This is a genomic window from Streptomyces nojiriensis, assembly GCF_017639205.1.
Classification (GTDB): Bacteria; Actinomycetota; Actinomycetes; order Streptomycetales; family Streptomycetaceae; genus Streptomyces; species Streptomyces nojiriensis.
Genome location: NZ_CP071139.1, coordinates 4,881,092 through 4,905,561, shown reverse-complemented (window position 1 = coordinate 4,905,561; position 24,470 = coordinate 4,881,092). Strand labels below are relative to the sequence as shown.

Sequence of the window (24,470 nt, the reverse complement as noted above, 5' to 3'; positions counted from 1 at the left end):
CGTCAGTTCTCCTTGGATGAGGCTTCACGAGCCACGGCTTCGGACAGCGCGGCTACGGCACGGGATTCGGCGAGCGGCATCGTCCAGTCGCGCCCGCCGCTCTCGCCGCCCGCCACGCGATTGAACTCGTCCACCATCAGGCGGTAGGCGTTGACGTCGGAGTACGCCGTCACCGTCTCCCGGCCGGACGTGTCGCGGTGGACCAGGTGCACGGTGTCCTGGGCCACCGCGGAGAACGGCCAGTCGGGCAGCGAGAGCTGCTCTCCGGCTCCGCGCAGCTCGAGGACCTCACGCGGTCGTTCTGCCGTGAACGACACGTGGACCGCGGCCGTTGCGCCGTTGTCCCATGCCAGTGATGCGGTGGTGCTCGTGTCGATTCCGGTCGGGCCGGTGGTCATGGCACTCGATACGATCCGGGGCGCCTGCCAGCCGTTCACGGCCAGTACCGCGCTCAGGACGTAGCCACCCAGGTCGTGGAGCGCGCCGCCGCCCCGCGCCGGGTCCCACCGGTAGTTGCCGTGGTCCGCCCGGTGCACGGCGAACGTCGCATCGGTGTGCGCTCCGGGGCCCAAGGACGCGGCGATCCGTTCCGCCGAACGCATCCGCGGGTGCCACCGGTACCACATGGCCTCCGAGACGGTGCGCCCGGCGCGGTCGGCGGCTTCCGCGATCCGGTCCACCTGCGCGGTCGACAGGGCGAGCGGCTTTTCGCACAGCACGTGCTTCCCCGCCCGGAGCGCCTTGACGCACCAGGCCACGTGGCTCTCGTTGCTCAGGCTGATGTACACGACGTCCACGGCGTCGTCCGCCAGCACGTCCTCGTAGTCGGTGGTCGCCTTCTGCGGGGCGAGGAGCTCGGCCCGCCGCAGTTCCCTGCCGGCCGCGATCCGCAGGGTACCCAGCCGGGACCGGTGCACAGCCGGTGCCATGGCCACCCTGGCCACCTGGCCGGCCCCGATGAATCCCCAGTTCAGCATGGGGATTCCGCCCCGGTACCGGGCGGGAGCAGAGCTCCCGTCAGGCGGCGGGCAGCAGCGGCGGCCGGGTTGCGCCGACGGATCTCCTCGCGCAGGAGCGCCATCCCTTCCAGGACACCGCAGTGGGCCAGTACGCCGGCGTCGAGCGCCGCGAGGCCGAGGTGACGGGACAGCCGCAGCACGGTCTGCTTCGCCTGCTCGTCGTCCCCCGCGACCAGATTGAGCGCCCCCGTGCCGTCCGAGGTGAGGTCTTCCGTGGTGCAGGTGCTGAAGGCCTTGACCAGACGCGCGTACGGAATGCGCCGGGCGATCTCGACCGCTCCACAGGTGTCGGGAGGCAGGACGATGCCGTCGCCCTCCTCGGTCAGCGGGTTCGTGGCATCCACGACGATCCGGCCCTCGGCGAACCCGGGGAACCTGTCCGCCAGGTTGAGCGCGGCGGCGAACGGAAGCGCGAGTACCACGATGTCCGCTCCGTCGAGCGCTTCGAGCGTCGGCCGCAAGACACCCCGGTCCAGCAGCGGGCCCGGGCGGCCGGGCGTCCCGGCATCGGTGCGGCGTGCCGCGACCCGGGTGCCGACCCCGCGGTCCATCAGTCGCAGGGCGAGAGCGGTTCCGAAACGGCCGGCGCCCAGCACGCACACGGAACCGAAGGTGTCGTCAGTCACGGGATCCCCTCATAGTGCGGGAAGCGAAGGCATGCGCGCTCTTCAGGACGTCGAAGCAGACGTCGGATTCTTCGGCGTCCCTCGGTGCGAACAGCAGGACGGTGCCCCGGGGGAGCCGGTCACCGGCGAGCGGGTGGTACTCGCCCCATCCCGCCTCGACGACCGAGGCGGCCTCGGCCGCCGGCAGGCTGACGTGCCAGGAGCCGTCGTACGAAGGGTGGGCGTGCGCGAACTCGAGCGGGCGGCCGTGCTCCCCCGCCTGCGTGAGGTGGAGGCCGACGGCGCCCGGGACGGACACCCTGGTGGCGGACACCTCGACGCCGGCGAGCTCCTCGCAGCGGTGCAGGAGCCGTCGCTGCACGTGGTACGCGGAGTTGTGGGTGAGCTGCTGGTGCGGAACGGTGGCACTGGTGGCAGGCCGCGGCCCCGGGCGTTCGGGCAGTCGCATCACAGGTTCTCCCCATCGGTCGATGCCGGTCGGGAGACGCGACCGGCCAGGCCCAGGTGGTCCGAGACGGCGTCGACATTGGCCCGCACGTGGCGGGTCGAGCCCGATCCGGGGATCGGCACCACGTGGTCACCGAGGTCGAGCAGCACGCCGAGGGCCACCTGGGCAGCGGGAACGCCCTTGTGTTCGGCGGCTCGCACGATCCTCGGCTCGGCCAGCAGGGCCCCCTCGGCGAAGGGCTGGTAGGCCATGACGGTGATGCCCCGGTCCTTGCAGTACGCGACCAGGCGCAGATCGTCCGGGGTGATGCGCAGGGCGTGCAGATGGTTCTGCACGCTGGCGATCGGCCCTTCGCGCTCGGCACGCTGAAGCTGCTCCAGCGTCACGTTGCACAGTCCGATGTGACGGGCCAGGCCGCGGCGCCGTATGTCCTGCAGGGCACCGACCTGAGCCTCCAGGGGAATCCTGGTGGAGGGGTGGTGCAGCTGCAGCACATCGACCGCTTCGAGCTTGAGCCTGCGCAGGCTGCCTTCGGCGGCCCGGGCCAGGCCCTCCGGCCGTGCGTCGACGGCCCAGCCGGCGGACGCGTCACGCACCACACCCACCTTGGTGGCCACGAGCGGCCGGGAGTCGCGCCGGCTCAGCGCCTCTCCGATGATGCGCTCGGACCAGTAGGGGCCGTAGCAGTCGGCGGTGTCGATCACGGCCACCCCGCTGTCACAGGCGAGGTGGACGACCTTGCGGCTCTCGTTCCCGTCCCGCGGCGGGCCGAAGGAGTCGGGTCCGGCCAGGCGGTTGCCGCCCAGCCCCAGCCGCAGGGGTCCCCACGAAAGGACGGGGGTGACTTCGTTCGGTGCGCTCATGACGCGAGGACCTCCAGTCGGTCGAGGCCCCTGCCCAGGAAGCGGCCGGACCAGCGCAGCGGTTGCTCCGTGCGGAGGGACAGCAGGGGGAGGCGGTCGAGGACCGCGCGCAGCATCGCTTCCAGCTCGACCCTGGCCAGTGACGCGCCCACGCAGTAGTGCGGGCCCTGGGAGAAGCTGAGGTGGGGGTTGGAGGCGCGGTCGAGGCGGTACGCGTCCGGATCGTCGAACACCCGCGGATCTCGGTTGCACAGCCCCAGGAGTACGGCGACCTGGGCCTCGGCCGGTATGACCGTGTCTCCGACGACGGTGTCCCCGGTCGTCCTGCGCATCACCACGTGCGCCGGGCTGTGCAGCCGCAGGAGTTCCTCGATCGCCGGCGCGACCAGTGCCTCGTCGGCCACCAGCCGCTCGAACCGATCGCGACGCCACAGCAGCGAGAGGAGCATGTTCCCGAAGAAGTTCGCGCTCGTCTCGAAGCCCGCGACCAGCAGCAGGATGCAGGTGGCGAGGAGTTCGTCGTCGTCGATGCCCGCGGCAGCGGCCCGCTCGGCCATGATCGGCAACAGCCCCGATCCACCGGGGGCCTCGCGGTGGGCGGACAGCTGTTCCTGGAAGAAGGCCAGGATCTCATCGGCACTGCGGTTGAACTGCTCGTCACTGGTGTGCCGGGACAGGGAGACGGCCCACTCACCGAGGAAGGCGCCCTCGACCGGGGACACGCCCAGCAGACGGCAGATGGCATCCGACGCGACCGGGTAGGCCACCGTCTCCATGATGTCGCTCTGCCGCCCCCCGGCCGAGGCGACCTCGTCGAGCCGGTCCAGGCGGTCACGGGTCGCCTGGCGGATGCCGGCCTTCAGCTCCGCGAGGCGGGCGGGTGTGAAGCAGTCGCCGACCATGCGCCGCAGCCGCATGTGCTGCTGGGCGTCCTTGAACATGAAGAAGCGCGAGGAGACCTGCTCCCAGATGCCGGGCCCGGGCTTCCTGGTCATGCTGCTCACCGTGCGGTCCCTCAGGAGCTGTACCGCTTCCGGATGGCCGAGGACCAGCCAGACGCCTTCGGCGGTCTGCTGGACGACCTTGCTCCGGTCGATCTTGCCGGCGAAGCGCGCCGCGACCTCGTCCTGGGGGTCCTGTCCTACGTGATCGATCACCATCTGGAGGTCATCTCCTCTCCTGCTGCGGTGGTGGCGGCGGTGTGCCAGGCCGGTTCCGGATGCCAGGGCGGGGCGAAGTGTCCACGGGCCCTGCCCGGTCCGCCCGCCGGGGCGAGCCGGGTGACGAGCTGCTCCGGCCGATCGGCCATGAGGCTCGATGCCGCGGCGTACACGAACTGGTATCCGACCGTGCTGCTGTACGTGTCCCGGAGGTAGAGCATGTCCAACCTGCCCGGAGGCGGCTCGCAGAGGCCCAGCTCGGCGGCCTCCGTCAAGAAGTAGAAGTGGTTCAGCCAGGCTTCGGTGCGGCAGTACGAGGCCCAGAGCCGCCGCCTCTCGCCGGCGTCCGGGAGCGCGGCGAGGTACCTGTCGAACCCCACCCGCCCGAGAGCCAGCGCTGCGGCTTCGGATTCGACGTAGTGCACGATGCCCTCGGTCGGCCCCGGCCCGGGATCGGCCTCGTAGAGGAAGTGCCCCAGCTCGTGGAGGAGCACCGCGAGGGACGACGTGGTGCCGTCGTCGGTGGCCAGGATGCGAAAGCCGGTGGCCGTCTTGGCGGTCCGGCCGGCCGGACCGCCGCCCGGTGGGCTGCTGACCGTGGCCAGTGCTTCCCCGTCAGGGAGCGAGAGCTCCTTCAGCACGACCCGGGCCGCCTCGACCGCGCTGCTCCGCAGGGGAATGCTCCGCAGCCAGGAATGCTCGATCAGCGGCACGGCCTGATCGGCGTACCTCTGCAGCAGAGGGGGAGCCAGCCTTGCCATGGCGGCACGGCTCCGGTCGATCTGGGCGCCGTAGAGCTCCCGCAGGTCATCGGAGAGCGGGTGCAGCGCCACCGCACGACGGCGTTCGGCCCAGAGGTCCGCGAGCCGTCCGGGGTTTCTCCTCAACGTCCGGGCAGCCTCGACGTAGCTGGTCTGGAAGAGGTCCCAGCCGCCCTGGATTCTGGTCAGGACAAGGAGTTCCGGCACCGAAGTCACCGACCTTTCTCAGGATCCGGAGGTCGAGGAGCGGCTGAGCCTGTACAGGCGGGAGCCGTCGCTGAACCGCATCCGGTCTCCGTCGATCACACATCTGGGGTACGGCTCTCCGGGTACCGCATAGACATGGGCGGCCGTCCTGCGCAGCTCCAGCTCGAACCCGCTCTGCGTGCGCACCGTGGCGACGTCCGCCACGACCTCGGCTCCGAGGGAGTCGCCGGCATAGCTCCCGGTGTCCTCGGTCCGGCTGTCCACCGGCGTCGCGCTCTCCGACGGCAGCACACCCCCCGCGGGTGCTGCCGGGGTGCCCACCGACGTGGCGGCGAGCGCCTGCTTGACGACCGTGCGCAGCTCCGGCGGAGTGACCGCGGCCGTTGCCATGGCGACGATGTGCACGTCCTCCTGGGGGTAGCTCGCGAACTCGGTGGTGAATCCGGCGCTGGCCCCTTGGTGGTGGTAGTACGTCCGTCCTTCCCCGTCCTCGTCGACCAGGGCGGACATCGCCATCTTCGGATGGAGGTGGCGGGAAAGCAGGTGCCCGCGGATCCGGCTGCCCACCGTTCCGCTGCCGCTCTCACCGCGCAGGTGGTCCGCGATGTCGACGAGTACCGTCATGAGGTCCCGCGGACGTGCCCAGAGACCGCCCGCGCATGTCTCGGGGTAGTGGAGCGAGCCCTGCGGCACGGGTATCGCCGGATGGATGAAACCCTTTGCCAGAGACGGGTTCACCGGTCCTTCGAGCGAATCGGCCAGCAGGGCCGCACCGGGGGAAATCTCGCGGATCGCATCCGGGAGGAGTCCGGCGAGGTCGCCTCCCTGCCCGAGCTGGGCCTGGAGGAGCGCGAAGGCGCCGCTGCAGTAGGCGACACGGCCCGTCGGAATCCCGGTGAAGGCGAGCGCCGGCGACCGGCCCTTACCGGCGATGATCTCGGCCAGGGTCGGAACCGTCTCATCGCGCGCGTATCCGGGAACACTGCGTACGTTGAGGCCCGTAATGTGATGGAGGACCTGGCGGGGCGTGAGGGCAACCCGGTGCCCCAGATATCGGGGAATCAGGTGGTCGACGAACCGCATCGGCTCGTCCAGACTCAGATATCCCTGCCCGTCCAGGACGAGACACGCTGCCGCGGTGATGAACTTCGAGATCGAGCCCAGCTGGTAATACTGCTCCGCCGGTGCGACACCGGCATGTCCCGGTCCCCATTCGACCAGGGTTTCGCGTCCCTTGTCGACGAGGAGCACCACGATGTTTCCGCTGGTACCTGCCTCCACGATCGCCTGGTCGAGCGCGTCCTGAATCATCGCTTGCGGTGTCACTGAATCACGAATCCGAGCTGGGAGTGGGGACGAAGTGGCGGAGCTCCTCAGGAGAGGCCCGCGTCCGATACGAAGAAGCCGACGACAGCCGTCCTGGGCTGGTCTCCCGCGCTGGGCGTCACCGGTGCGACCCGGTGGTGGACCCGGGAGGTGAGCAGGACCAGGCGGTTGGGGCGGGCAGAGACGAAGATGCCGTGCCCGATGTCGTTCCTGTACTGCTCGGCACGCACGTCGAGCATGAAGTCGGGCCCCAGATCGCCGTTGACCTCCGGGGGCCGGCCATCGCGGTCCCCGGTCCCGTCCCGGCCGCCCGCTTCGTCCTCGGCGAGGACCAGCAGCTCGCCGCCCCACGAGGAACCCCATCGCGGATGCCCGTAGAAGACATAGGCACCCAGCAGGCTCTCTGCGTCGTTGTGCCAGTTCAGAGCCGCTCCTACCCCCGACAGCACGGTGCGGCCGGTGACGGTGGACCCCTGGCCGGTGATTCCCTGCGGGTAGCTGTCCTGCAGCGCTCCGTCGGGCCGGGCGATACGTTCGACGAGCTCTCCCACCCGACTCATCCCCGGAGGAGTGGAGTCCACCCGTCCGCGGGTGGCCAGCTCGCTCTGCAGGACCGGAGCCGATGAGAGCCCGTACGCCTTGACCCATTCCTTGGAATGCATCGGGCGATAGGACAGGAACTGCAGTGAAGTCGCCAGCGATGCGAATTCGGCCTCGCCGAGGAAGTCATCCACCACTGTGAGGTGCGGAGTTCTAATGGTGATCTTCATGGGAGATGTCCTTGTGCGATGCCGTCGCGATGTCACGCTTCGGGAGCGGGGCGGGCCGGCGGCCTGATCGGCTCGCCGGCCCGCCCCTCGCCCCTGGATCAGACCAGGTCGAGGACGTCCGCCGGAACAACGGCCAGGTTGCGCGGCCAAGCCAGCATCTCGATGTCCTCGAGCACCGACTTCTCCTCGACGAGCTCGATGTTCTTCGTGTCCTGAGAGTCCATGACCATTCCTTTCGCGAGGGGAGCGAACTCCCCTGTCCTTATGAATCGGCAGGAGCGGGCCGGAATTTGCCGGGAGGTTTTTCCCGGCGGCTCCGAGGCACCTGCCTGCTTGCTGACACAAGAATTGCCGCAGGAACGACGGCACGACAACGAGGGCAATGGGACATCATGTGGCGTTGCAGGATCCTGAAGGGAACGGATGCCGCCAAACTGGACATCCCCCATCAGAACTCGGTGCCGGGCGACTGGAGAAGCTGCAGTCGCAGTTCAGCCTCCTGCAATGTCACTTCATGAGCGCCTTCACCTCTTGTACGGCTGAAGCGGCCGAGAGAGGCTCACTCTCCTGCGATCCGTCCGGGTTGTTTGAACGGGGACGCACGGTGTCGCGTCCTTTTCCCGCGGCGGCGCGTACCGCAACCGGCGGGCCGGTCACCGATGGTGAATCACGGAGGAATCATGGAATACACGAGAGACCTCTCGGGCGCGATGGAAGACGTCATCTCCACAGTGATGGCCGACGACTTCCTGCCGCAGGTCTACCACCGCGAACACCGCGTGTTCCCCGCGGCCGCGGAAAAGATCAGGGACGTCTTCGGCTGGGACGACCTGAACGAGATCCTGGAGACGCATCCGCTCAGGTCCCCCCAGATGCGCTTGTCGCGGGACGGCAAGCAGCTGGCCGAGGCCGCCTACATGGAGGCGCGTACCGTCCGGCGCGGCCGCCGGCGCGTCCGCATCGACCCGGTGAAGCTGCGCGCGGCGCTCCGCGAGGGCCACACGCTCTCGATGCGATACCTCGACGAAATCCACCCCGGGGTCTCGCAGCTGTCCGAGGCGTTCGAGCGCAGGCTGCTCAGCGACTTCGAGTTCAACCTCTACGCCTCCTGGGCGCCCACCGGCAGCTTCAACACCCACTGGGACGACCACGACGTGTTCGTCATCCAGCTCCAGGGCAGGAAGCGGTGGCGCATCTTCGGGCGCAACGAGTTCTCCATGCACCCGGCGGACTCGGCCATGGGCACGCCGCCCGCCGAGGTCATCGACGACCTGGTGCTCTCACCCGGCGACGTGCTCTTCCTCCCGCGGGGCTTCTGGCACGACCCGGTGACCGAGGAGGGCCCCTCCCTGCACATCACCGGCTCGATCCCCTGCACCACCGGTCTGGACCTGGCGCGTTGGCTGCTGGACCAGCTCCGTGAGGACGAGGCGATGTGTGCCGAGTTGTTGCGCTTCGGGAATCCGGATGGCCCGCAGGAGGTGCTGCGGAAGGTGCGGGAGCGGCTGGACGGGGCGCTCGCGGAGGAGGACCTGCTGCAGCGGTTCTTCGCCGGCCGGGACGGCGCGCAGTTCGGCAGGTTCCGGCTCGGGCTCCCCGACACCGGCCCCGCGTCTGCCGCGTAGGGCGGTTCTCCGGCGAGGACGTCACGGGCGTTCTGACCGAGCGAGGCAGGAGGCTCGAACGCAGGCCCAGGTCGACGACCTGGGCCCGCGTCATGTCCGGGCCGCTCGGCCCTTGCCGTGGCCGCCGGTGTGCCGGTGTTCGGCGCCGCCCGCCCCAACCATCGGAATACTCGGTTCAGTTGCGCCCGCGATCCGGCCGGCCGAGCGCCGCGAGGCCCGGCACAGGGCCTTGCGGCGCGAGGGGCAATGCTGCTCGGCCGCCGCTCATTTGCGTAACGTGTGCGAACGGGGGCTGTCGACTGCTCCCGGGAACGGGGCGTGTGATGGGACTGCCTGAGGAGATAGCCGCCATGCGGGGCGGGTCCGGGCATTCAGGTCGTTTGCTGGGCGAATTCCGCCGTACTCCGCTGCTCGTGCCGCTGTCGGAGGGCGATGACGGCGGGTTGATGACGGGGTGGCAGGGCGGGGTCCGCTGGATCTACGCCTTCACGGACGAGGGGGCGCTGGCCCGTTTCGCGCAGTCGCGCGGGGCCGGGGCCGGGACCGGGGCCCGTGAGTGGGAGTACCTGTCGATCCTCGGTGCCCGTCTCGTCGACGCGGTGATCCCCACGGTCGACGGTCCGACCGGTGTGGCGGTCGATGTGGCGGACGAGGACGCTTCGATGCTGTTCCCGCCGGTCGTGGGCATCGTTGCGGACGCGTACGCCGTGGATGCCGGCGCCGACCGTGCGGACGCCGTCTGATGGCCGGCGACGGGGACCTGGAGGTCTCCCCGGCCGCGGTCAAGAACATCCAGGACGGTCTGCGCAAGGCCATCGCCGAGTTGCGCGAGTCGGGGGATGCGGCCGGCGCCTCCCAGGGGGCCGGTTTCAGCGATCTGTCGATGACGGGGATGGAGGCCGGGCACATGGGTCTGGCCACCGACTTCGAGGACTTCTGCGAGCGCTGGGAGTGGGGCGTGCGCAGTCTCGTGCAGAACGCCAGCACCCTGGCCGGGAACCTCGGGATCGCGGCGGGCACGGTGTGGGAGGAAGAGCAGTACATGCACGGCGCGTTCAAGGTCGTCGCGAACGCCGCGTACGGCAATCCGCACGCGAGCGAGGACGAGATCGAGCAGAAGAGCTGGGACGACATCTGGCGGGCGGACGTCTACAAGCCGGACTACAGCGCGGAGTCCTTCGAGAAGGGCCGGCAGGACATGAAGCAGACCTGGTCGGACACGGGCGACAAGCTGACCTCCGGCGGGAAGATCGGCTCGATCAAGGACCTGCTGGACCAGGCGGGCGGGGGCGGTAACTGATGGGCTGGCGGGACTTCGTACCGGACTCGGCGGAGGACTGGGTCGAGGACCGGGCCAAGGACGTCGGCGACGCGATCGAGTGGACCGGCGACAAGGTCGCCGACGTCGCCGAGGAGGTCGGTCTCGACGAGGCGGGCGACTGGGTCCGGGACAAGAGCCGCTCGGCCGCCAATCAGCTCGGCGCCGACGTATCGGAGCTGGAGCTCGGGCAGACGGAGGATCCGAACAAGCTGGTCTACGGCAGCGTGTCGAAGATCCGCGAGCAGGTCTCGCACCTGAACGACTTCAAGTCCTCCTTCACCATGGTCGGCAACGGCCTGAAGGGTCTGGAGGGCGACGGTCTGAAGGGCGCGTCGGCGGACGCGTTCCGGGAGTCGATAGCCAAGGAGCCGCCGCGCTGGTTCAAGGCGGCGGAGGCCTTCGGCAAGGCCGCCGACGCGATGGGCCGCTTCGCAGAGACCGTCGAGTGGGCTCAGGGCCAGGCCAAGGAGGCCCTGGCGGACTACAACCACGCCAAGAAGGTCTCGCAGGACGCGCGCACCGCCTACAACAAGTCGATCACCGACTACAAGGCCGCGGTCGAGGCGAAGAAGGACACGCTGCCGCCGCGGCCCGCCGATGACTTCACCGACCCCGGCGACCCGCTGATCAAGGCCGCCCAGGACAAGCTCGACACCGCGCGCACCCAGCGCAACGAGGTCGCCGAGACGACCCGTACGGCGGTCCGGGCGGCCCGCGACGCCGCCCCGCCCAAGCCCTCGTACGCCGAGCAGCTCAAAGACGGCATGGACTACCTGGACCTCGCGCAGACCCACCTCGCGGGCGGCGTGATCAAGGGCACCGCGGGCCTCGTCAACTTCGTCCGCTCGGTCAACCCGATGGACCCGTACAACCTGACCCACCCCGCCGAGTACCTGACCAGCCTCAACTCGACGGTCGCCGGCCTGGCCGTGGCGGTCAACGACCCCATGGGCGCGGGCAAGCAGATGCTCGACGAGTTCATGAAGGACCCCAGCGAGGGCATCGGCAAGATGCTCCCCGAGCTCGTCGGCTCCAAGGGCCTCGGCGCCCTGAAGAAGACGGCATCGATCGCCAAGCACGCCGACGACCTCAAGGGACCGGGTCGCACCCACCTCGACAACGACGGTCCCGACGCCCCGTCGCGCGCCCCCGGCGACAAGACGTGCGTCGACGACCCGGTCGACGTCGCGACCGGACGGATGGTCCTGCCGCAGACCGACCTCGTCCTGCCGGGCTCGCTGCCGCTGGCCCTCACCCGCACCTTCGAGTCCTCCTACCGGGCGGGCCGCTGGTTCGGCCCGAGCTGGGCGAGCAGCATCGACCAGCGCCTGGAGATCGACGCCGCCGGTGTCGTCCTCCTGGGCGAGGACGGCAGCGTCCTCGCCTATCCGCACCCCGCACCGGGGCTGCCGGTGCTGCCCACACACGGCCGGCGCTGGCCCCTGTCCGCCACACCGGACGGCGGGTTCACGGTGTGCGACCCGGAATCGGGCCGCGTCTGGCATTTCACCGCCGAGGGCACGCTCGTCCAGCTGGACGACCGCAACGGGGGCTGGATCGCCTACGAGTACGACGCGGACGGCGCCCCGACGGGCATCAGCCACAGCGGCGGCTACGGGGTGCGGTTCACGACCGCCGACGGCCGGATCACCTCGCTCCTCCTCGCGGACGGGACCAGGGTCCTCGACTACGGCTACACCGACGGCAACCTGACCGAGGTCGTCAACTCCTCGGGCAAGCCCCTGCGGTTCGGGTACGACGATCAGGCCCGGATCGTCTCGTGGACCGACACCAACGGCCGCCACTTCGACTACGCGTACGACGACCGGGACCGCTGCGTCGCCCAGTCCGGCACGAACGGGCACGTGGACTCGCGCTTCACCTACGAGGACGGCGTCACCACGGTCACCGGCGCTCTCGGGCACCAGCGCCGTTACGTCATCGACGAGAAGGCCCGGGTCGTCGCCGAGACCGACGCGAACGGCGCCACGACCCACTTCGCGTGGGATCCCTTCAACCGGCTGCTGAACCGCACCGATCCGCTGGGCCTGACGACGCGGATCGCCTACGACGACAACGGGCTCGTCACCTCCGTCGAACGCACGGACGGGCGCCGTACGACCCTCGAGTACAACGCCCTCGGCCTGCCCGAACGGGTCACCCGGCCGGACGGCACTTCCGTGCGCCGGACCTACGACGAACGCGGCAACCCCCTCACCGTGCGGGACGCCTCGGGCGCGAAGTCCCGGTTCACGTACGACGAACGGGGCCACCTCGCCTCGGTGACGAACGCGCTGGGCGACACCACCTCCTTCCGCTGCAACGCGGCGGGCCTCGTCGAGGAATCGGCCGACCCGCTGGGCGCGGTCACCCGGTACGCCTACGACGCCTTCGGCCGCGCGGCCACGATCACCGACCCGCTCGGCGGGGTCACCCGTCTGACCTGGAGCGTGGAGGGCCGCCTGCAGCGCCGGGTGGAGCCGGACGGCAGCGAGCAGTCGTGGGTGTACGACGGCGAGGGGAACTGCCTCAGCCACACCGACGCGGCCGGCGGACGGTCGGTCTACGAGTACGGCGACTTCGACTCCCTGGTCGCGCGCACCGGTCCCGACGGGGCCCGCTACTCGTTCGCGCACGACCTGGAGCTGCGGCTGACGGAGGTCACCGGCCCGCAGGGGCTGACCTGGACGTACGAATACGACCCGGCGGGCCGGCTGACCGCCGAGACGGACTTCGACGGCCGGACCCTCGGCTACGCGTACGACGCGGCGGGCCGGCTGTCCGCCCGGACCAACGCGCTCGGGGAGACGGTCCGGTACGAGTACAACGACCTCGGCCAGACGGTTCGCAAGGACGCCGCCGGCGCGGTCACCACGTACGAGTACGACTACGCGGACCAGCTGGCACAGGCCGTCGGCCCGGATGTGACCCTGAGCCGGATCCGCAACCGCGAGGGCCTGCTGCACTCCGAGACGGTCAACGGCCGCACGCTCAGCTACGCGTACGACGAGCTGGGCCGGACGGCCCGGCGCACCACCCCGACCGGTGCGGTCAGCGAGTGGTCGTACGACGCCGCCGGTCGCCGCGCAAGTCTGACGGCCTCCGGCCGGACCCTGGCCTTCGAGCACGATGCGACGGGCCGCGAGACGGTCCGCCGGATCGGCGGGGGCGTCATGCTCCGGCACGGCTTCGACGAGGTCGGGCGCCTCACCGAGCAGCACCTCACGGGCCACGACGGCCGCACCCTGCAGCGTCGCGGCTACACCTACCGGCCCGACGGCCATCTCACCGCGGTGGACGACGCGCTGGGCGGCTCCCGCTCCTTCACCCTGGACGGAGCAGCCCGTGTCACCGCGGTGGAGGCGGGGGCGTGGTCCGAGCGCTACGCCTACGACGAGGCCGGCAACCAGACCTCCGCGTCCTGGCCCACCGCCCACCCGGACGCCGACGTGGCGCCCGGGCCGCGCAGCTACACCGGCAACCGCCTCACGGGCGCGGGAGGCGTGCACTACGCGTACGACGCGCAGGGGCGTGTCGTGCTGCGCCGGAAGACCCGGCTCTCCCGCAAGCCGGACACCTGGCACTACGCGTGGGACGCGGAGGACCGCCTGGTGGGGGTCACGACCCCGGACGGCACGGTCTGGCGCTACCTGTACGACCCGCTGGGCCGGCGGACCGCCAAGCAGCGGCTGTCGGCAGCCGGTGAGGTCGTGGAAGAGGTCCTCTTCACCTGGGAGGGCGCAACCCTCTGCGAGCAGATCACGCGGTCCGACGAGCTCCCCCACCCGGTGGCCCTGACCTGGGACCATCGCGGGCTGCATCCGCTGGCCCAGACGGAACGCATCCTGACGGCCTCGCGTGAGGAGATCGACAGCCGCTTCTTCTCGATCGTCACGGACCTGGTGGGCACGCCCACCGAACTCGTGGACGAGCGGGGCGAGATCGCCTGGCACACCCGGTCCGCCCTGTGGGGAGCGACGACCTGGAACCGCGGCGCGTCGACGTACACGCCGCTGCGCTTCCCGGGACAGTACTTCGACCCCGAATCGGGTCTGCACTACAACGTCTTCCGCACGTACGACCCGGAGACGGCGCGGTACCTCAGCCCGGACCCGCTGGGACTCGCCCCGGCGCCCAACCCGGCGACGTACGTTCCCAACCCCCACACCTGGTCGGACCACCTCGGCCTGGCTCCGGACGAGTGCACGGTCACCGTCTACCGCAAGCAGACCGAGCATCCGCTCAGCCAGCGGGTGCACATCGACGAGAACGGCAACGTCCGGATCGAGGGCAACAACCACCTGTACGTGAACATGAGCGGCGACCTTCGGCACACCGTGGAATTCCGGGGGGACAACGGCCAGATCGTCGCCTTCGACGTACCGAAGAGTTTTGTGGACGAGATCCGTGCGAAAGCGGTCCCGCAGGAACAGCCGGACGGGTTCGGCTTCACCAAACAGGAATGGAAACAGGTGAAGCAGATCTATCCCGAAATATCCGACCCCACCAGGGGAACGGACCTGTACGGGCTTCCGGGTGAAGTGATCGACAAAATGAGAAAAGTCATCATACCCGGCTCTGGTAGGATCGTCCAGGACCATTAGCGAGGATTGTAGAATGCTGCACGAAATCGAAGATCTCGAAATCGAGAGGGCCCGCGCGTCCAGCCGGCCGGAAAGTGATTCCGCGCCCCCGGTCCTCGCTTATTTCGAACTGGCGGTGGACGGGGACCCCGTTCAGTACGCGGGCAGGCTGCGCGGCGTCATGGACGCCGTCCTGCAGATCGCGGCTTCGGAGTCCTTCGACGACGACGATCTGCCCGTGGACACCCTTCCCGCGTGGTTCCCCGGCGTCTGCCGGGGCGGTACCTCCCCGGAGCCCTTCGCAGCCGAAGGACGCGACCGCTACACCGAGCGGACCGGCAGCGGGCCCTGGGACCTGCAGAACTGGCTCTCCCGCTTCGATCCGGACCTGGAGGTCCGGGGCTGGTCCTGGTGGGACCTGACGCGGGCGCCCGCCGGGGCGGACCGGCTGCGGCTCTGGGCGGACACCTGGGGCGAGCCGTTCTTCGCCTGGGAGGACCTGCGCTGGCTCCTCCACGCCTGCGGCGCGCGCACGGTGGCCGACCCGGTGCTGACGAAGCCGCAGGTCTGGATCGACGAGGTTTCCGTATGACCGGCGCGGCGGCGCACGAAGTCCGGGCGCGGTTCGACGACGAAACCATCACCGTCTATCAGGCGTACCCGGCGCGCATCGCCGGACCGGCCCTGGAAGCCGGCACTTTCGTGGACCCGTTCAAGCGCGGCAGAATGACGTGGATCAAACCGTCGTTCCTGTGGATGATGTACCGCTGCGGATGGGCCACGAAGACCGATCAGGAACGCGTACTGGCGATCGACATCACGCGGGAGGGATTCGAGGAAGCGCTCTCCCGGGCCTGCCTCAGCCACTTCGACCGGACACGGTTCGCGACCGCCGAGGAATGGCGCGCCGCCGTTCGTTCCAGCCCGGTCCGCGTCCAATGGGATCCCGAGCGGGACCTGAACCTGAATCCGCTGCCGCACCGCGCGATACAGATCGGCCTCTCGGGCCCGGCGGTCGAGCAGTACGTGGAGAACTGGATCAGCGAGATCCGGGACGTCACCCCCTTGGCGCGCGAGGTCCACGCCGCGATGGCGGCCGGGAGCCCGGACACGGCCGCGTCCCTGCTGCCCGAGGAGCGGGTGTACCCGCTCCCCGCGGCCCTCGCGGAGCGGATCGCCTGACACCCCGACGCGGATCCCCGTCCGCTCGGCGCTCCTGAACGAAGGCCCAGGTCTACGACCTGGGCCTTCTTCGTCGTCCGGATCGGTTCACGTGTGGTGTGGGCGGGCGGCCGGCGGGTAGCCGCCGAGTGAGGGCGGGGTCCCGTTGCTCTCAAAAATACCCCCGGGGGTACCCGTGCTAGGCTCGAAAATATACCCCCGGGGGTAATCGCCCGGCCGAAAGGAGCAACCGCGTGTTCTTCATCGACACCATCGAGACCGAGGGCCTCGGAAACCGCAGCTACCTGGCGGGCGGCGCCGCCACCGCGGCCGTCGTCGACCCGCCACGCGACATCGACCGGGTCATCGCGGCGGCCGCCGCGCGCGGGGTGCGGATCTCCCACGTGGTCGAGACCCACCTGCACAACGACTACGTCACCGGCGGCCTGGACCTGGCCCGCCTGACCGGCGCCGCGTACCTGGTGCCGGCCGGTGCCCGCGTCTCCTTCGCCCGGACACCGGTGGCCGACGGCGACACGGTGGGCGTCGACGACGGCATCGCGCTGCGGGCGCTGGCCACCCCCGGCCACACCCCCCACCACACCTCCTACGTGCTGGAGGAGCACGGCCGGGTGGCGGCGGTCTTCACCGGCGGTTCGCTGCTGATCGGCTCGGTGGGCCGCCCCGACCTGGTCGAGCCACGCCTGACCGAGGAGCTCGCCCGCGCCCAGCACGCCTCCGCCCACCGCCTGGCCGCCGAGCTCCCCGACGAGACGGCCGTGCTGCCCACCCACGGCTTCGGCAGCTTCTGCTCCGCCTCCCGGTCCGCGGGCGGCGACGCCACCACCATCGGCAAGGAGAAGAGCGTCAACGACGCCCTGGTCAAGGACGTCGACCGCTTCGTCTCCGACCTGCTGGCCGGCCTGGAGGACGTCCCCGCCTACTACGCCCACATGGGCCCGGCCAACGCCGCGGGCCCGGATCCGGTGGACCTGAGCACACCGCCCCTGACCGACGCCGCCGACATCGCCGCGCGGCTGGCCGCCGGGGAATGGGTGGTCGACCTGCGCAACCGGATCGCGTTCGCCGAAGGGCACGTCGCGGGCTCGTTCAACTTCGAGGCCGAGGGAAAGATCGCCACCTACCTCGCCTGGATGATCCCCTGGGGCAAGCCCGTCACCCTGCTCGCCGAGTCACCCGCCCAGCTCGCCGCCGCCCAGCGCGAACTGGTCCGCGTCGGCCTCGACCGGCCCGCGGCGGCGGCCACCGGCACGCCCCGCGACTGGATACCCGAAGGTCGCGGCCCGCGCTCCTTCCCCCGCGCCACCTTCGCCGACCTCGCCGACCGGGCCGTCCCGGGCACCCGGGACGGCCGGGGCGCCGGCTCACCGACCGTCGTGCTGGATGTGCGCCGCGACTCCGAGCGGGCCGGGGGATGGATCGCCGGGTCCGTGCACATCCCCGTCCACGACCTGCACCGGCGCCTGACCGAGGTCCCGCCCGGCACCGTGTGGGTGCACTGCGCCGGCGGGATGCGCGCGGCGATCGCCGCCTCCCTGCTGGACGCCGCCGGACGTGACGTCGTCGCCGTCGACGACTCCTTCGACGCCGCGGCCGAGGCCGGCCTGCCCCTCACCGACGGCGACCGGAACCGCTGAGCCCGCCCTCCTCCCTCCCCACCGACCCGGAAGGAAGACGGATGTTCCTCTTCCGCCGCGGCACCGCCCGCGTCACCCCCACCCGCATCACCCCCACCCGCATCACCCCCGCCCAGGCCCATCAAGCGCATCACCGACGGCGCCGCCGTACTCCTCGACGTGCGCGAGCAGGCCGAGTGGAACGCCGGACACGTCCCCGGAGCCGTCCACGCCCCGCTCTCCCGCCTCCTCACCGGCGCCGCCCTGCCGGCGACCGCCCGGAACCGGCCGCTGGTGGTGATCTGCCGGTCCGGACACCGCTCCCGGCAGGCCGCCGAGCTGCTGACCGGCCGCGGGGGCGACGCCGTCGACGTCAAGGGCGGCATGAACGCCTGGGCTTCCGCCGGACTGCCGGTCGTCGGCGAACGCGGAAGCCGCGGCCGGCCGGCGTGAGCACGCTCGCCCTCGCCCTCGCCGCCGGGGCCGTCATCGGACTCGCCCTCGGGGCACTGGGCGGCGGCGGCAGTGTCCTGGCCGTCCCCGCCCTGATCTACCTCTTGGGCTTCACCCCGGCCGCCGCCACCACCGCCTCCCTGATCATCGTCACCGCCACGTCCGCCACCGCCCTCTACCGCCATGCCACGTCCGGCAACGTCCGCTGGAAGACCGGCGCCCTGTTCGCGGCGGCCGGCATCCCGCCCGCCCTCGCCGCCGCCACCCTGGCCACCCGCGTCCCCGAACCGGCCCTGACCGCGGCGTTCGCCGCGGTAGCCGGCCTCGCCGCCTGGCGCATGTTCGCCGCCCCCGCCCCCGGGCGGCAGCCCCGGCCCGTACGCCCCGCGCGGGCTGCCGGGGCGGGCGCCGGACTCGGCTCGATCACCGGCTTCCTCGGCGTCGGGGGCGGCTTCCTCGCCGTCCCCGCCCTGGTCTCCGTACTGGGCCTGCGCATGCGCGCCGCCGTCGGCACCAGCCTCCTGGTCATCACCGTCAACTCCCTGGCCGCGCTCGCCGCCCGCACGGGCACCCACGCCCCGCTGCACTGGGCGGTCATCGCCCCCTTCACCGGAGCGGCCGCCCTCGGAGCCTGGGACGGCAAGCGCCTCGCCGCCAAGATCTCCGGACCCGCCCTCCAGCGGGCGTTCGCGACCGTCCTCCTGGCCGTCGCCGCCCTCATGCTCACCGACGCCCTCCACTGACCCCGCGGACCCGCCCCCCCTTCCGACAAGGACGGAACACAGCACCATGACCCACCCCCACCCCCACACCCACAGCCACGCCCTCGACGCCGAACAGGCCCACAGCCGCCTGCCCGACCTGATCGTCCTGGACGTCCGCACCCCCGGCGAATACGCCACCGGTCACCTCCCCGGCGCCCTCAACATCCCCCTCGACCACCTCGCCCGCGCCCTGCCCGATCTTCGCGATGCCGCCGTCCGCAGCGAGATCCTCGTCGTCTGCGCCTCGGGCACCCGCGCCGAGAAGGCCCGCGCCACCCTCGCCGACCACGGCATCACCGCCACCACCCTCACCGGAGGCACCGGAGCCTGGACGGACGGCGGCCACGCCCTGCACCACCCCGACCACGACCGGCGCACCCCCTGGGCCATGGAACGCCAGGTCCGCTTCACCGCCGGCGCCGTCGTCCTGACCGGCCTGACCCTCGGCCGTCTGCGCCCCGCCTTCCGCCTCGCCACCGCGGGTGTCGCCGGCGGCCTGGTCTACTCGGCCCTCACCAACACCTGCGGCATGGCGGCCCTCCTCGCCAGACTCCCCCACAACCGCCCCCACCAGGGCGACCTCGACGCCACCCTCGCCGCCCTCCGCGCCCGCTGACGGATACCCCCTGGGGTACCATTGAGGAAGAGCACACAAGGCCAGGAGGCACCCGGTGAAAGTCGACGACGACGCAGTCAACGCAGTCCTCAACCGCCTGCGCCGCGCCCAGGGGCAGCTCGCGGGCGTCATCGCCATGATCGAGGCCGGCCGTGACTGCAAGGACGTCGTCACGCAGCTCGCCGCCGTCTCCAAGGCCCTGGACCGCGCAGGCTTCAAGATCGTGGCGAGCGGCATGCGCCAGTGCATGTCCAACGCCGACGAGAACCAGGCCCCCATGACCGAGGAAGAACTCGAAAAGCTGTTCCTCGCCCTCGCCTGACCGGCACGCCGAAAACGGCCCGGCCCCTTCCAGGAGCCGGGCCGCGGTCGTCGCCCGATCACCACGATGCCATGGCGCCCAGCGGGCCTCAGGTCATCGTGCACGCACCCGACCACCGGGGGTTGCGCGAGGTCGGCGTCACAGGCCGGAGCGGCCGGGCATGGTCGCCCCGGGACCTCCGCCGCGCGTTGCGGCGGGCGGGGGCGCCCGCGGACATCGACCTCGGCCATCCCGGACAGGTCCGCCGGCGTGCCGAACGAAGACCGGGTCGACATGGGTCGATCAGCCGGTCGCCCTGCTCCGCCGGGCCGCCGAGAAGCCCTGGGCCGGACCGGCCGGCCTCGCGGCCGACGCCCGCGTCAGCGGGACCCGGGAAGTGCACGCTCCAGCGCGTCGAACGCGCCGTTCACACGAGACCGGTGGTCCTCGGCCACATCGGCCGCGCGCTCGCCCGCCAGCAGGCGTTGGGCCGTCGCGACGTAGACGGCCCGGTACGCGGCGACGGTCAGTGCTGCCGCGAGGCGGGTGCCGGGGCCGTCGCCTTCCGGGGCGGTCTCGGCCATCGCGTCCCCCAGCGCGAGCTCCACCTCCTCGACACCCTCGCGCGCCCGCGCCCGCAGGGCGGGCGAGTCCAACACGATGCGCCAGAAGTACGGGAAGTCGTCGCTCACCGCCGCCAGGGGATGGCGCTGGTCCAGGAGTCGGAGCAGCAGAGCGCGCAGGGCGGCCGACGGGGACTCGCCGGCCGGGCGGTTGCGTACCGCTGCCGTGAAGAGCTCGACCGCTTCGGGGATCCGGTCCAGGAAGAGGTCTTCCTTGCGGGGGAAGTGGTTGAAGACCGTCATCGTGGAGACATGGGCGGCCTTGGCGACCTCCGCCACGGTCACCTGGTCGAAGCCGCGCGCCGCGAACAGCATCGTCGCCTCGTCGGAGATCCGCTGCCGGGTCTCGCGCTTCTTGCGCTCCCGCAAGGTCAACGCCCGGTCGGCCACGCGCTCTCCGGAGCCACGCCTCTCAGTTTCCTCGGTCACGGTGACACTATAGCCACTCCAAAGTTTTAGTGACTAAAGTGAACTCCATGAACTCGGACTTTGACGTAGTGGTGGCCGGGGGCGGCCCGGTGGGACTGATGCTTGCCTGCGAGCTCCGGCTCGGCGGCGCGAGCGTGGTGGTGGTCGAGCGGCGCACCGAAGCGGACCGGACCATCAAGGCGGGGTGGATCAGCACACCGACCGCCGAGGCCTTCTACCGGCGCGGCATGCTGCCCGCGCTGGCCGAGGTCCAGCAGCGCTCCGTCGAGCGGTTCCGGGCGTTCGTACGCGAACAGCAGGGGACCGGGGGAAGCGGACGACCTCCCCGCGCACCGGCCGGGTTCGCCGGGCACTTCGCCGGGATCATGCTGCGCGGGGAGCTGCTGGACCCGGCCGACCCGGACTTCGTGAACGCCGGTCCCGCAAAGGACATCGGCCACGTACCGCAGCAGGAGATCGAGCGGCTCCTCACCGAGCGCGCCCGCGAGCTCGGCATCGAGGTGCGCGGCGGCACCGAGTTGACGGGATTCCACACGGTCGACGGCGGAATCGAGGTCCGCGTGGCCCCGGCAGCCGACGGATCCGGCGAGGTGATCCGTGCGCACTGGCTCGTGGGCTGCGACGGCGGCCGCAGCACGGTGCGCAAACTCGCCGGTTTCGCCTTCCCCGGTACGGATCCGCAGATCACCGGTCACCAGGCGCTCGTCGAGATGACCGGGTCCGAGGCCCTCCGGCCCGGCTGGAACCACACGCACACCGGGATGTACGTGCACGGGCCGATGCCCGGCCGCATCCTCACCGTCGAGTTCGACGGGCCGCCGGCCGACCGGGAAGCGCCGGTCACCGCGGAGCAGTTGCAGGCGAGTCTGCGACGTGTCTCGGGGGCCGAGGTCACGATCACCGGGGTGCGCACCGCCACCCGCTTCACCGACCACGCGCGCCAGGCGGCCGACTACCGCGCGGGCCGGGTCCTCCTGGCGGGCGACGCCGCGCACGTCCACTCGCCGTTCGGCGGCCAGGGGCTGAACCTCGGGATCGGGGACGCGATGAACCTCGGCTGGAAACTCGCCGCGGTCGTACGCGGCCGGGCACCGGAAGGGCTGCTGGACTCGTACACCGCCGAACGGCACCCGATCGGGGCATGGGTGCTCGAATGGACCAGGGCGCAAGTCGCGTTGATGCGGCCGGAACCACAGGCCCAGGCGCTGCGCCAGGTCGTCGCCGAGCTGGCCGAATCGGTCGCCGGCACCACCTATTTCGCCAAGAAGATCTCCGGCGTCTCGCACCGGTACGACCTTCCCGGCAGCCATCCGCTGGTCGGCCGCAGCGCCCCGGACCTCGCGTTCACCGACGGGACGCGCCTCGCGGACCTGCTTCACGACGGGCGGGCACTCCTCCTCGACCTCGCCGACGACGCGGGTCTCAGGGCGCACGCCCGGGGGTACGGCGAGCGCGTGCGGGTCGTCACCGCTGCCTGCCCGGACGGACCGGAGCCGGCCGGGCTGCTCGTACGCCCCGACGGAATCGTCGCCTGGGCAGCGGGAGCCGGGGACGGGGACGGGCTCGCCGACGCACTGTCGCGGTGGTTCGGCCCGGGCCGCCGCACTTTCCTGTGAGAAAGGTGTTATCGCCGCGCGCCTCACGGGTCTCCTTCAGTGTCAGGCCAGGTGGGCCGTCACCTTCGAGGAGATGCGATGCGGGATCACGACGATGAGTTCACGTACGGCGCGGACGCGGACGCGAACGTGGACGGTGCCGGTTCGCGGTCGGGCCGGCGCGGGCGGGCGCGCGCCGCGGGCCGGGCGGCCGGCGGCCACCGCAGGGGCCGTCGCCGGACCCCCCTGATGGCGGCGGCCGCCGTGGTCCTGCTGGCCGGGGTCGGGAGCGGCTACGCCCTCATATCCGGTGGGGCCCCGGAACGCACCGCGGCGACGGGCGCCCCCTCCGCACTCGCCGGCCGGCCGGACGCGGTGGACGGCCCGCCGGCCGCAGCGGCGTCCGCGACCGCCGCCGGCGACCCGTCGGCGGCCGACGGGACGGCGAGCCCGAGCGCCGCCGCGTCCGCACCCGCATCGGCCCCCGCGCCCGCGTCCGCTCCCGCCGCGCAGGCGAAGGACGCGGAGCAGCGCTCCGGAGCCCCGGCCACGGAACGCGCCGCCAAGCCCACCGCGCCGCCGACCCGCGGCACTTCGGGGAGCGGGCCGACGGGACCGGACCCCAAGGTGCCCGGCGCCCGTACCTCGACGCAGGACGTCGCAACGGCCCAGTCGCTGTCCCTGCAGCTGCTCAACAACGAGCGTGCCGCCGTCGGCCGGCCTCCGCTCGCGCTCAAGCAGGACCTCAGCGATTTCGCCCGCAAGTGGGCCGAGCACATGAGCAAGAACGGGTTCGCCCACTCCTCGTCGGCGGACCGCGCGTACCTGAAGACGGGCTCGCGCACCTGGACCGGCGAGAACATCGTCTGGTTCAGCGATGCCTCGATGACCGCCCAGGAAGCCGCGGAGAAGTTCCAGTCGATGTGGCGCCACAGCTCCGGGCACTACAAGGCGCAGGTCAACCCGGACTTCACCGAGGTCGGCGTGGGCCTCTACCACGACTCCACGGGCTGGTGGGGCGTGCACAACTTCTCCGACGGCAAGTGACGCGGCTCCTGCGCGCCGCCCCGGGGGCAGGGCCCCGATAGCCGGTCCTTCTGCTTGCGAGAAGGACTTCCTCTTGGACTTGGCGCGGGGCAGCGCGGACCCTGGTGCACAGGCATGCCGCCGCCCGCACCCGCCCGCCGGCCAGCCCACCCGCCCGCCCGCCCGCCCGCCGTGAGCACCGACGCACAGGAGCCGACGAACATGCGCACACGCCTTCTGCTGGGCCTCGCCCTCCTCTCCACCGGACTCCTCGCCGGCGCGTTCGGCTACGGGGCGGCCAACCTCGTACCCACCTTCAACGCGGTACCGCTCGACATACGGCTGTCGTTCCACACCGAACTGATGAAGATGAACGGCATCACCATGCAGGCGGCGATGGGCGTGTCGATCGTCAGCTCGCTGGCCCTCACCGCCGTGAGCCGTGGCCGTACGCGGCTGCTCGCGGGCGGGGCCGGCCTGCTGGCCCTGACGTCCCTCCTGGTCACCCGGTTCGGCAACGTCCCGATCAACAGCCGGATCAAGGAGTGGGCGCACGGCTCGGCCCCGGCCGATCACCACGAGATCCTGCGGCACTGGGAGATGTTCAACGACATCCGCACCGCCGCCGCCGTCGTCGCGTTCGCGCTCCTGATCTTCACCGCGCTGAGAACGCCGGCCCGCGACTGACCCCGCACCCGTCCCGGACGCCCCGACCGAGTGCCCTACACGTCGAACTGCGCGTCGGACTGCGCCGCACGGACGACGGCCGCCGCGGCCTTGGCCGCGGCCAGGACCGGACCGGTGCTCCGCGCGGCACGGCCGAGCATGAACGCGCCCTCCAGCAGGGCGAGCACCGAGCTCGCGGTCTCGTGCGCGGCGGGCCCGGCGATACCGCCGGCGCGGTAGAAGGCGGCGAGGCGGTCCGTCCAGCTCGCGAAGACCTCGGCGGTGGCCAGGCGCAGCGGTTCATGGGTGCCGGCCACCTCCAGCGCGATGGTGGCGAGCGGGCAGGGATCGGTGAAGTCGAGCTCGCGCAGGGTCTGTGCCGCGGCCGTGAACGCGTCGCGGGTGACGGCCGCCATGTCCGCGGCCTCCGCCGGGGGAAGAGGTCGGCGATCAGTTCCAGGTAGGCCGCACCCGACGTGCGGATCACCTC

24 protein-coding genes and 1 pseudogene are annotated in these 24,470 nt (G+C 71.4%); 14 read left to right on the top strand and 11 right to left on the bottom strand.

The window, feature by feature from the left end:
• Positions 1-2: 2 nt before the first annotated feature.
• The 9 genes from JYK04_RS22890 to JYK04_RS41935 all read right to left on the bottom strand — a co-directional run bounded on the left by JYK04_RS22890 (position 3) and on the right by JYK04_RS41935 (position 7,404).
• On the bottom strand, positions 3-977 hold the full coding sequence (locus JYK04_RS22890; RefSeq protein ID WP_189738481.1) for a Gfo/Idh/MocA family protein: 975 nt from the start codon (positions 975-977) through the stop codon (positions 3-5).
• Positions 971-1,645 carry an NADPH-dependent F420 reductase gene (locus tag JYK04_RS22885; RefSeq protein WP_189738478.1) on the bottom strand — a complete coding sequence of 225 codons (675 nt, stop codon included), beginning with the start codon at positions 1,643-1,645 and terminating at the stop codon, positions 971-973. Before JYK04_RS22885 ends, JYK04_RS22890 begins: the two co-directional genes overlap by 7 nt.
• Positions 1,638-2,093 carry a luciferase domain-containing protein gene (locus JYK04_RS22880; RefSeq protein ID WP_189738475.1) on the bottom strand — a complete coding sequence of 152 codons (456 nt, stop codon included), beginning with the start codon at positions 2,091-2,093 and terminating at the stop codon, positions 1,638-1,640. The genes JYK04_RS22885 and JYK04_RS22880 overlap by 8 nt, the downstream gene beginning before the upstream one ends.
• On the bottom strand, positions 2,093-2,956 hold the full coding sequence (locus tag JYK04_RS22875; RefSeq protein WP_189738472.1) for an aldo/keto reductase: 864 nt from the start codon (positions 2,954-2,956) through the stop codon (positions 2,093-2,095). Before JYK04_RS22875 ends, JYK04_RS22880 begins: the two co-directional genes overlap by 1 nt.
• Positions 2,953-4,116, bottom strand: a complete 1,164-nt coding sequence (locus JYK04_RS22870) for a cytochrome P450 (RefSeq protein ID WP_189738469.1) — start codon at positions 4,114-4,116, stop codon at positions 2,953-2,955. The genes JYK04_RS22875 and JYK04_RS22870 overlap by 4 nt, the downstream gene beginning before the upstream one ends.
• Complete coding sequence (locus tag JYK04_RS22865) at positions 4,110-5,084, bottom strand: hypothetical protein (protein WP_189738467.1); 975 nt, start codon at positions 5,082-5,084, stop codon at positions 4,110-4,112. The genes JYK04_RS22870 and JYK04_RS22865 overlap by 7 nt, the downstream gene beginning before the upstream one ends.
• A gap of 18 nt (positions 5,085-5,102) precedes the next feature.
• Entirely contained in the window at positions 5,103-6,395 is a 1,293-nt protein-coding gene (locus JYK04_RS22860; RefSeq protein WP_189738464.1) for a serine hydrolase domain-containing protein, read from the bottom strand.
• Between the two features lie 62 nt (positions 6,396-6,457).
• Positions 6,458-7,180 (bottom strand): 2OG-Fe(II) oxygenase, encoded by a 723-nt coding sequence (locus tag JYK04_RS22855; protein WP_189738461.1) that lies wholly within the window; start codon positions 7,178-7,180, stop codon positions 6,458-6,460.
• A 98-nt stretch (positions 7,181-7,278) separates the two neighbouring features.
• Positions 7,279-7,404, bottom strand: coding sequence for a hypothetical protein (locus JYK04_RS41935; RefSeq protein ID WP_268254146.1), 126 nt, complete (start codon positions 7,402-7,404; stop codon positions 7,279-7,281).
• Between the two features lie 456 nt (positions 7,405-7,860).
• Here JYK04_RS41935 and JYK04_RS22850 point away from each other — a divergent pair, with 456 nt between their 5' ends.
• From JYK04_RS22850 to JYK04_RS22800, 11 genes and pseudogenes are all read left to right on the top strand, one after another.
• Positions 7,861-8,805: a cupin domain-containing protein gene (locus JYK04_RS22850; RefSeq protein WP_189738458.1), complete on the top strand. Its 945-nt coding sequence runs from the start codon at positions 7,861-7,863 to the stop codon at positions 8,803-8,805.
• Between the two features lie 323 nt (positions 8,806-9,128).
• The gene (locus tag JYK04_RS22845; RefSeq protein WP_189738455.1) at positions 9,129-9,548 is read left to right on the top strand and encodes a hypothetical protein; all 420 of its coding nucleotides are present in this window, start codon (positions 9,129-9,131) and stop codon (positions 9,546-9,548) included.
• A complete protein-coding gene (locus JYK04_RS22840) occupies positions 9,548-10,105 on the top strand; it encodes a hypothetical protein (RefSeq protein WP_189738452.1) in 558 nt (185 codons plus the stop codon). Before JYK04_RS22845 ends, JYK04_RS22840 begins: the two co-directional genes overlap by 1 nt.
• Positions 10,105-14,730: a putative T7SS-secreted protein gene (locus JYK04_RS22835; protein WP_189738449.1), complete on the top strand. Its 4,626-nt coding sequence runs from the start codon at positions 10,105-10,107 to the stop codon at positions 14,728-14,730. Before JYK04_RS22840 ends, JYK04_RS22835 begins: the two co-directional genes overlap by 1 nt.
• A gap of 13 nt (positions 14,731-14,743) precedes the next feature.
• Complete coding sequence (locus JYK04_RS22830; protein WP_189738446.1) at positions 14,744-15,301, top strand: hypothetical protein; 558 nt, start codon at positions 14,744-14,746, stop codon at positions 15,299-15,301.
• The gene (locus tag JYK04_RS22825; protein ID WP_189738443.1) at positions 15,298-15,891 is read left to right on the top strand and encodes a DUF4291 domain-containing protein; all 594 of its coding nucleotides are present in this window, start codon (positions 15,298-15,300) and stop codon (positions 15,889-15,891) included. Before JYK04_RS22830 ends, JYK04_RS22825 begins: the two co-directional genes overlap by 4 nt.
• 233 nt (positions 15,892-16,124) lie before the next feature.
• Complete coding sequence (locus JYK04_RS22820) at positions 16,125-17,528, top strand: MBL fold metallo-hydrolase (protein ID WP_189738440.1); 1,404 nt, start codon at positions 16,125-16,127, stop codon at positions 17,526-17,528.
• A 41-nt stretch (positions 17,529-17,569) separates the two neighbouring features.
• Positions 17,570-17,960 (top strand): annotated as a pseudogene (locus JYK04_RS22815) (rhodanese-like domain-containing protein).
• On the top strand, positions 17,957-18,703 hold the full coding sequence (locus JYK04_RS22810; protein ID WP_189738437.1) for a sulfite exporter TauE/SafE family protein: 747 nt from the start codon (positions 17,957-17,959) through the stop codon (positions 18,701-18,703). The pseudogene JYK04_RS22815 and the gene JYK04_RS22810 overlap by 4 nt, the downstream one beginning before the upstream one ends.
• Before the next feature lie 46 nt (positions 18,704-18,749).
• Positions 18,750-19,340, top strand: a complete 591-nt coding sequence (locus JYK04_RS22805) for a rhodanese-like domain-containing protein (protein ID WP_189738434.1) — start codon at positions 18,750-18,752, stop codon at positions 19,338-19,340.
• 55 nt (positions 19,341-19,395) lie between these two features.
• Positions 19,396-19,662: a metal-sensitive transcriptional regulator gene (locus tag JYK04_RS22800; protein ID WP_189738432.1), complete on the top strand. Its 267-nt coding sequence runs from the start codon at positions 19,396-19,398 to the stop codon at positions 19,660-19,662.
• Between the two features lie 359 nt (positions 19,663-20,021).
• Here the strand turns inward: JYK04_RS22800 and JYK04_RS22795 are convergent, their stop codons facing one another.
• Positions 20,022-20,693 carry a TetR/AcrR family transcriptional regulator gene (locus JYK04_RS22795; protein WP_229875398.1) on the bottom strand — a complete coding sequence of 224 codons (672 nt, stop codon included), beginning with the start codon at positions 20,691-20,693 and terminating at the stop codon, positions 20,022-20,024.
• A gap of 47 nt (positions 20,694-20,740) precedes the next feature.
• On the opposite strand from JYK04_RS22795, the gene JYK04_RS22790 reads away from it, so the two are divergent.
• From JYK04_RS22790 to JYK04_RS22780, 3 genes are all read left to right on the top strand, one after another.
• A complete protein-coding gene (locus tag JYK04_RS22790; protein ID WP_189738429.1) occupies positions 20,741-22,309 on the top strand; it encodes an FAD-dependent oxidoreductase in 1,569 nt (522 codons plus the stop codon).
• A gap of 78 nt (positions 22,310-22,387) precedes the next feature.
• Entirely contained in the window at positions 22,388-23,335 is a 948-nt protein-coding gene (locus JYK04_RS22785) for a CAP domain-containing protein (RefSeq protein WP_189738426.1), read from the top strand.
• A 201-nt stretch (positions 23,336-23,536) separates the two neighbouring features.
• Positions 23,537-24,001, top strand: a complete 465-nt coding sequence (locus JYK04_RS22780) for an anthrone oxygenase family protein (RefSeq protein WP_189738423.1) — start codon at positions 23,537-23,539, stop codon at positions 23,999-24,001.
• A gap of 35 nt (positions 24,002-24,036) precedes the next feature.
• Here JYK04_RS22780 and JYK04_RS41350 read toward each other — a convergent pair whose 3' ends face one another.
• Positions 24,037-24,396: an LmrA/YxaF family transcription factor gene (locus JYK04_RS41350; protein WP_244372150.1), complete on the bottom strand. Its 360-nt coding sequence runs from the start codon at positions 24,394-24,396 to the stop codon at positions 24,037-24,039.
• Positions 24,397-24,470 lie beyond the last annotated feature (74 nt).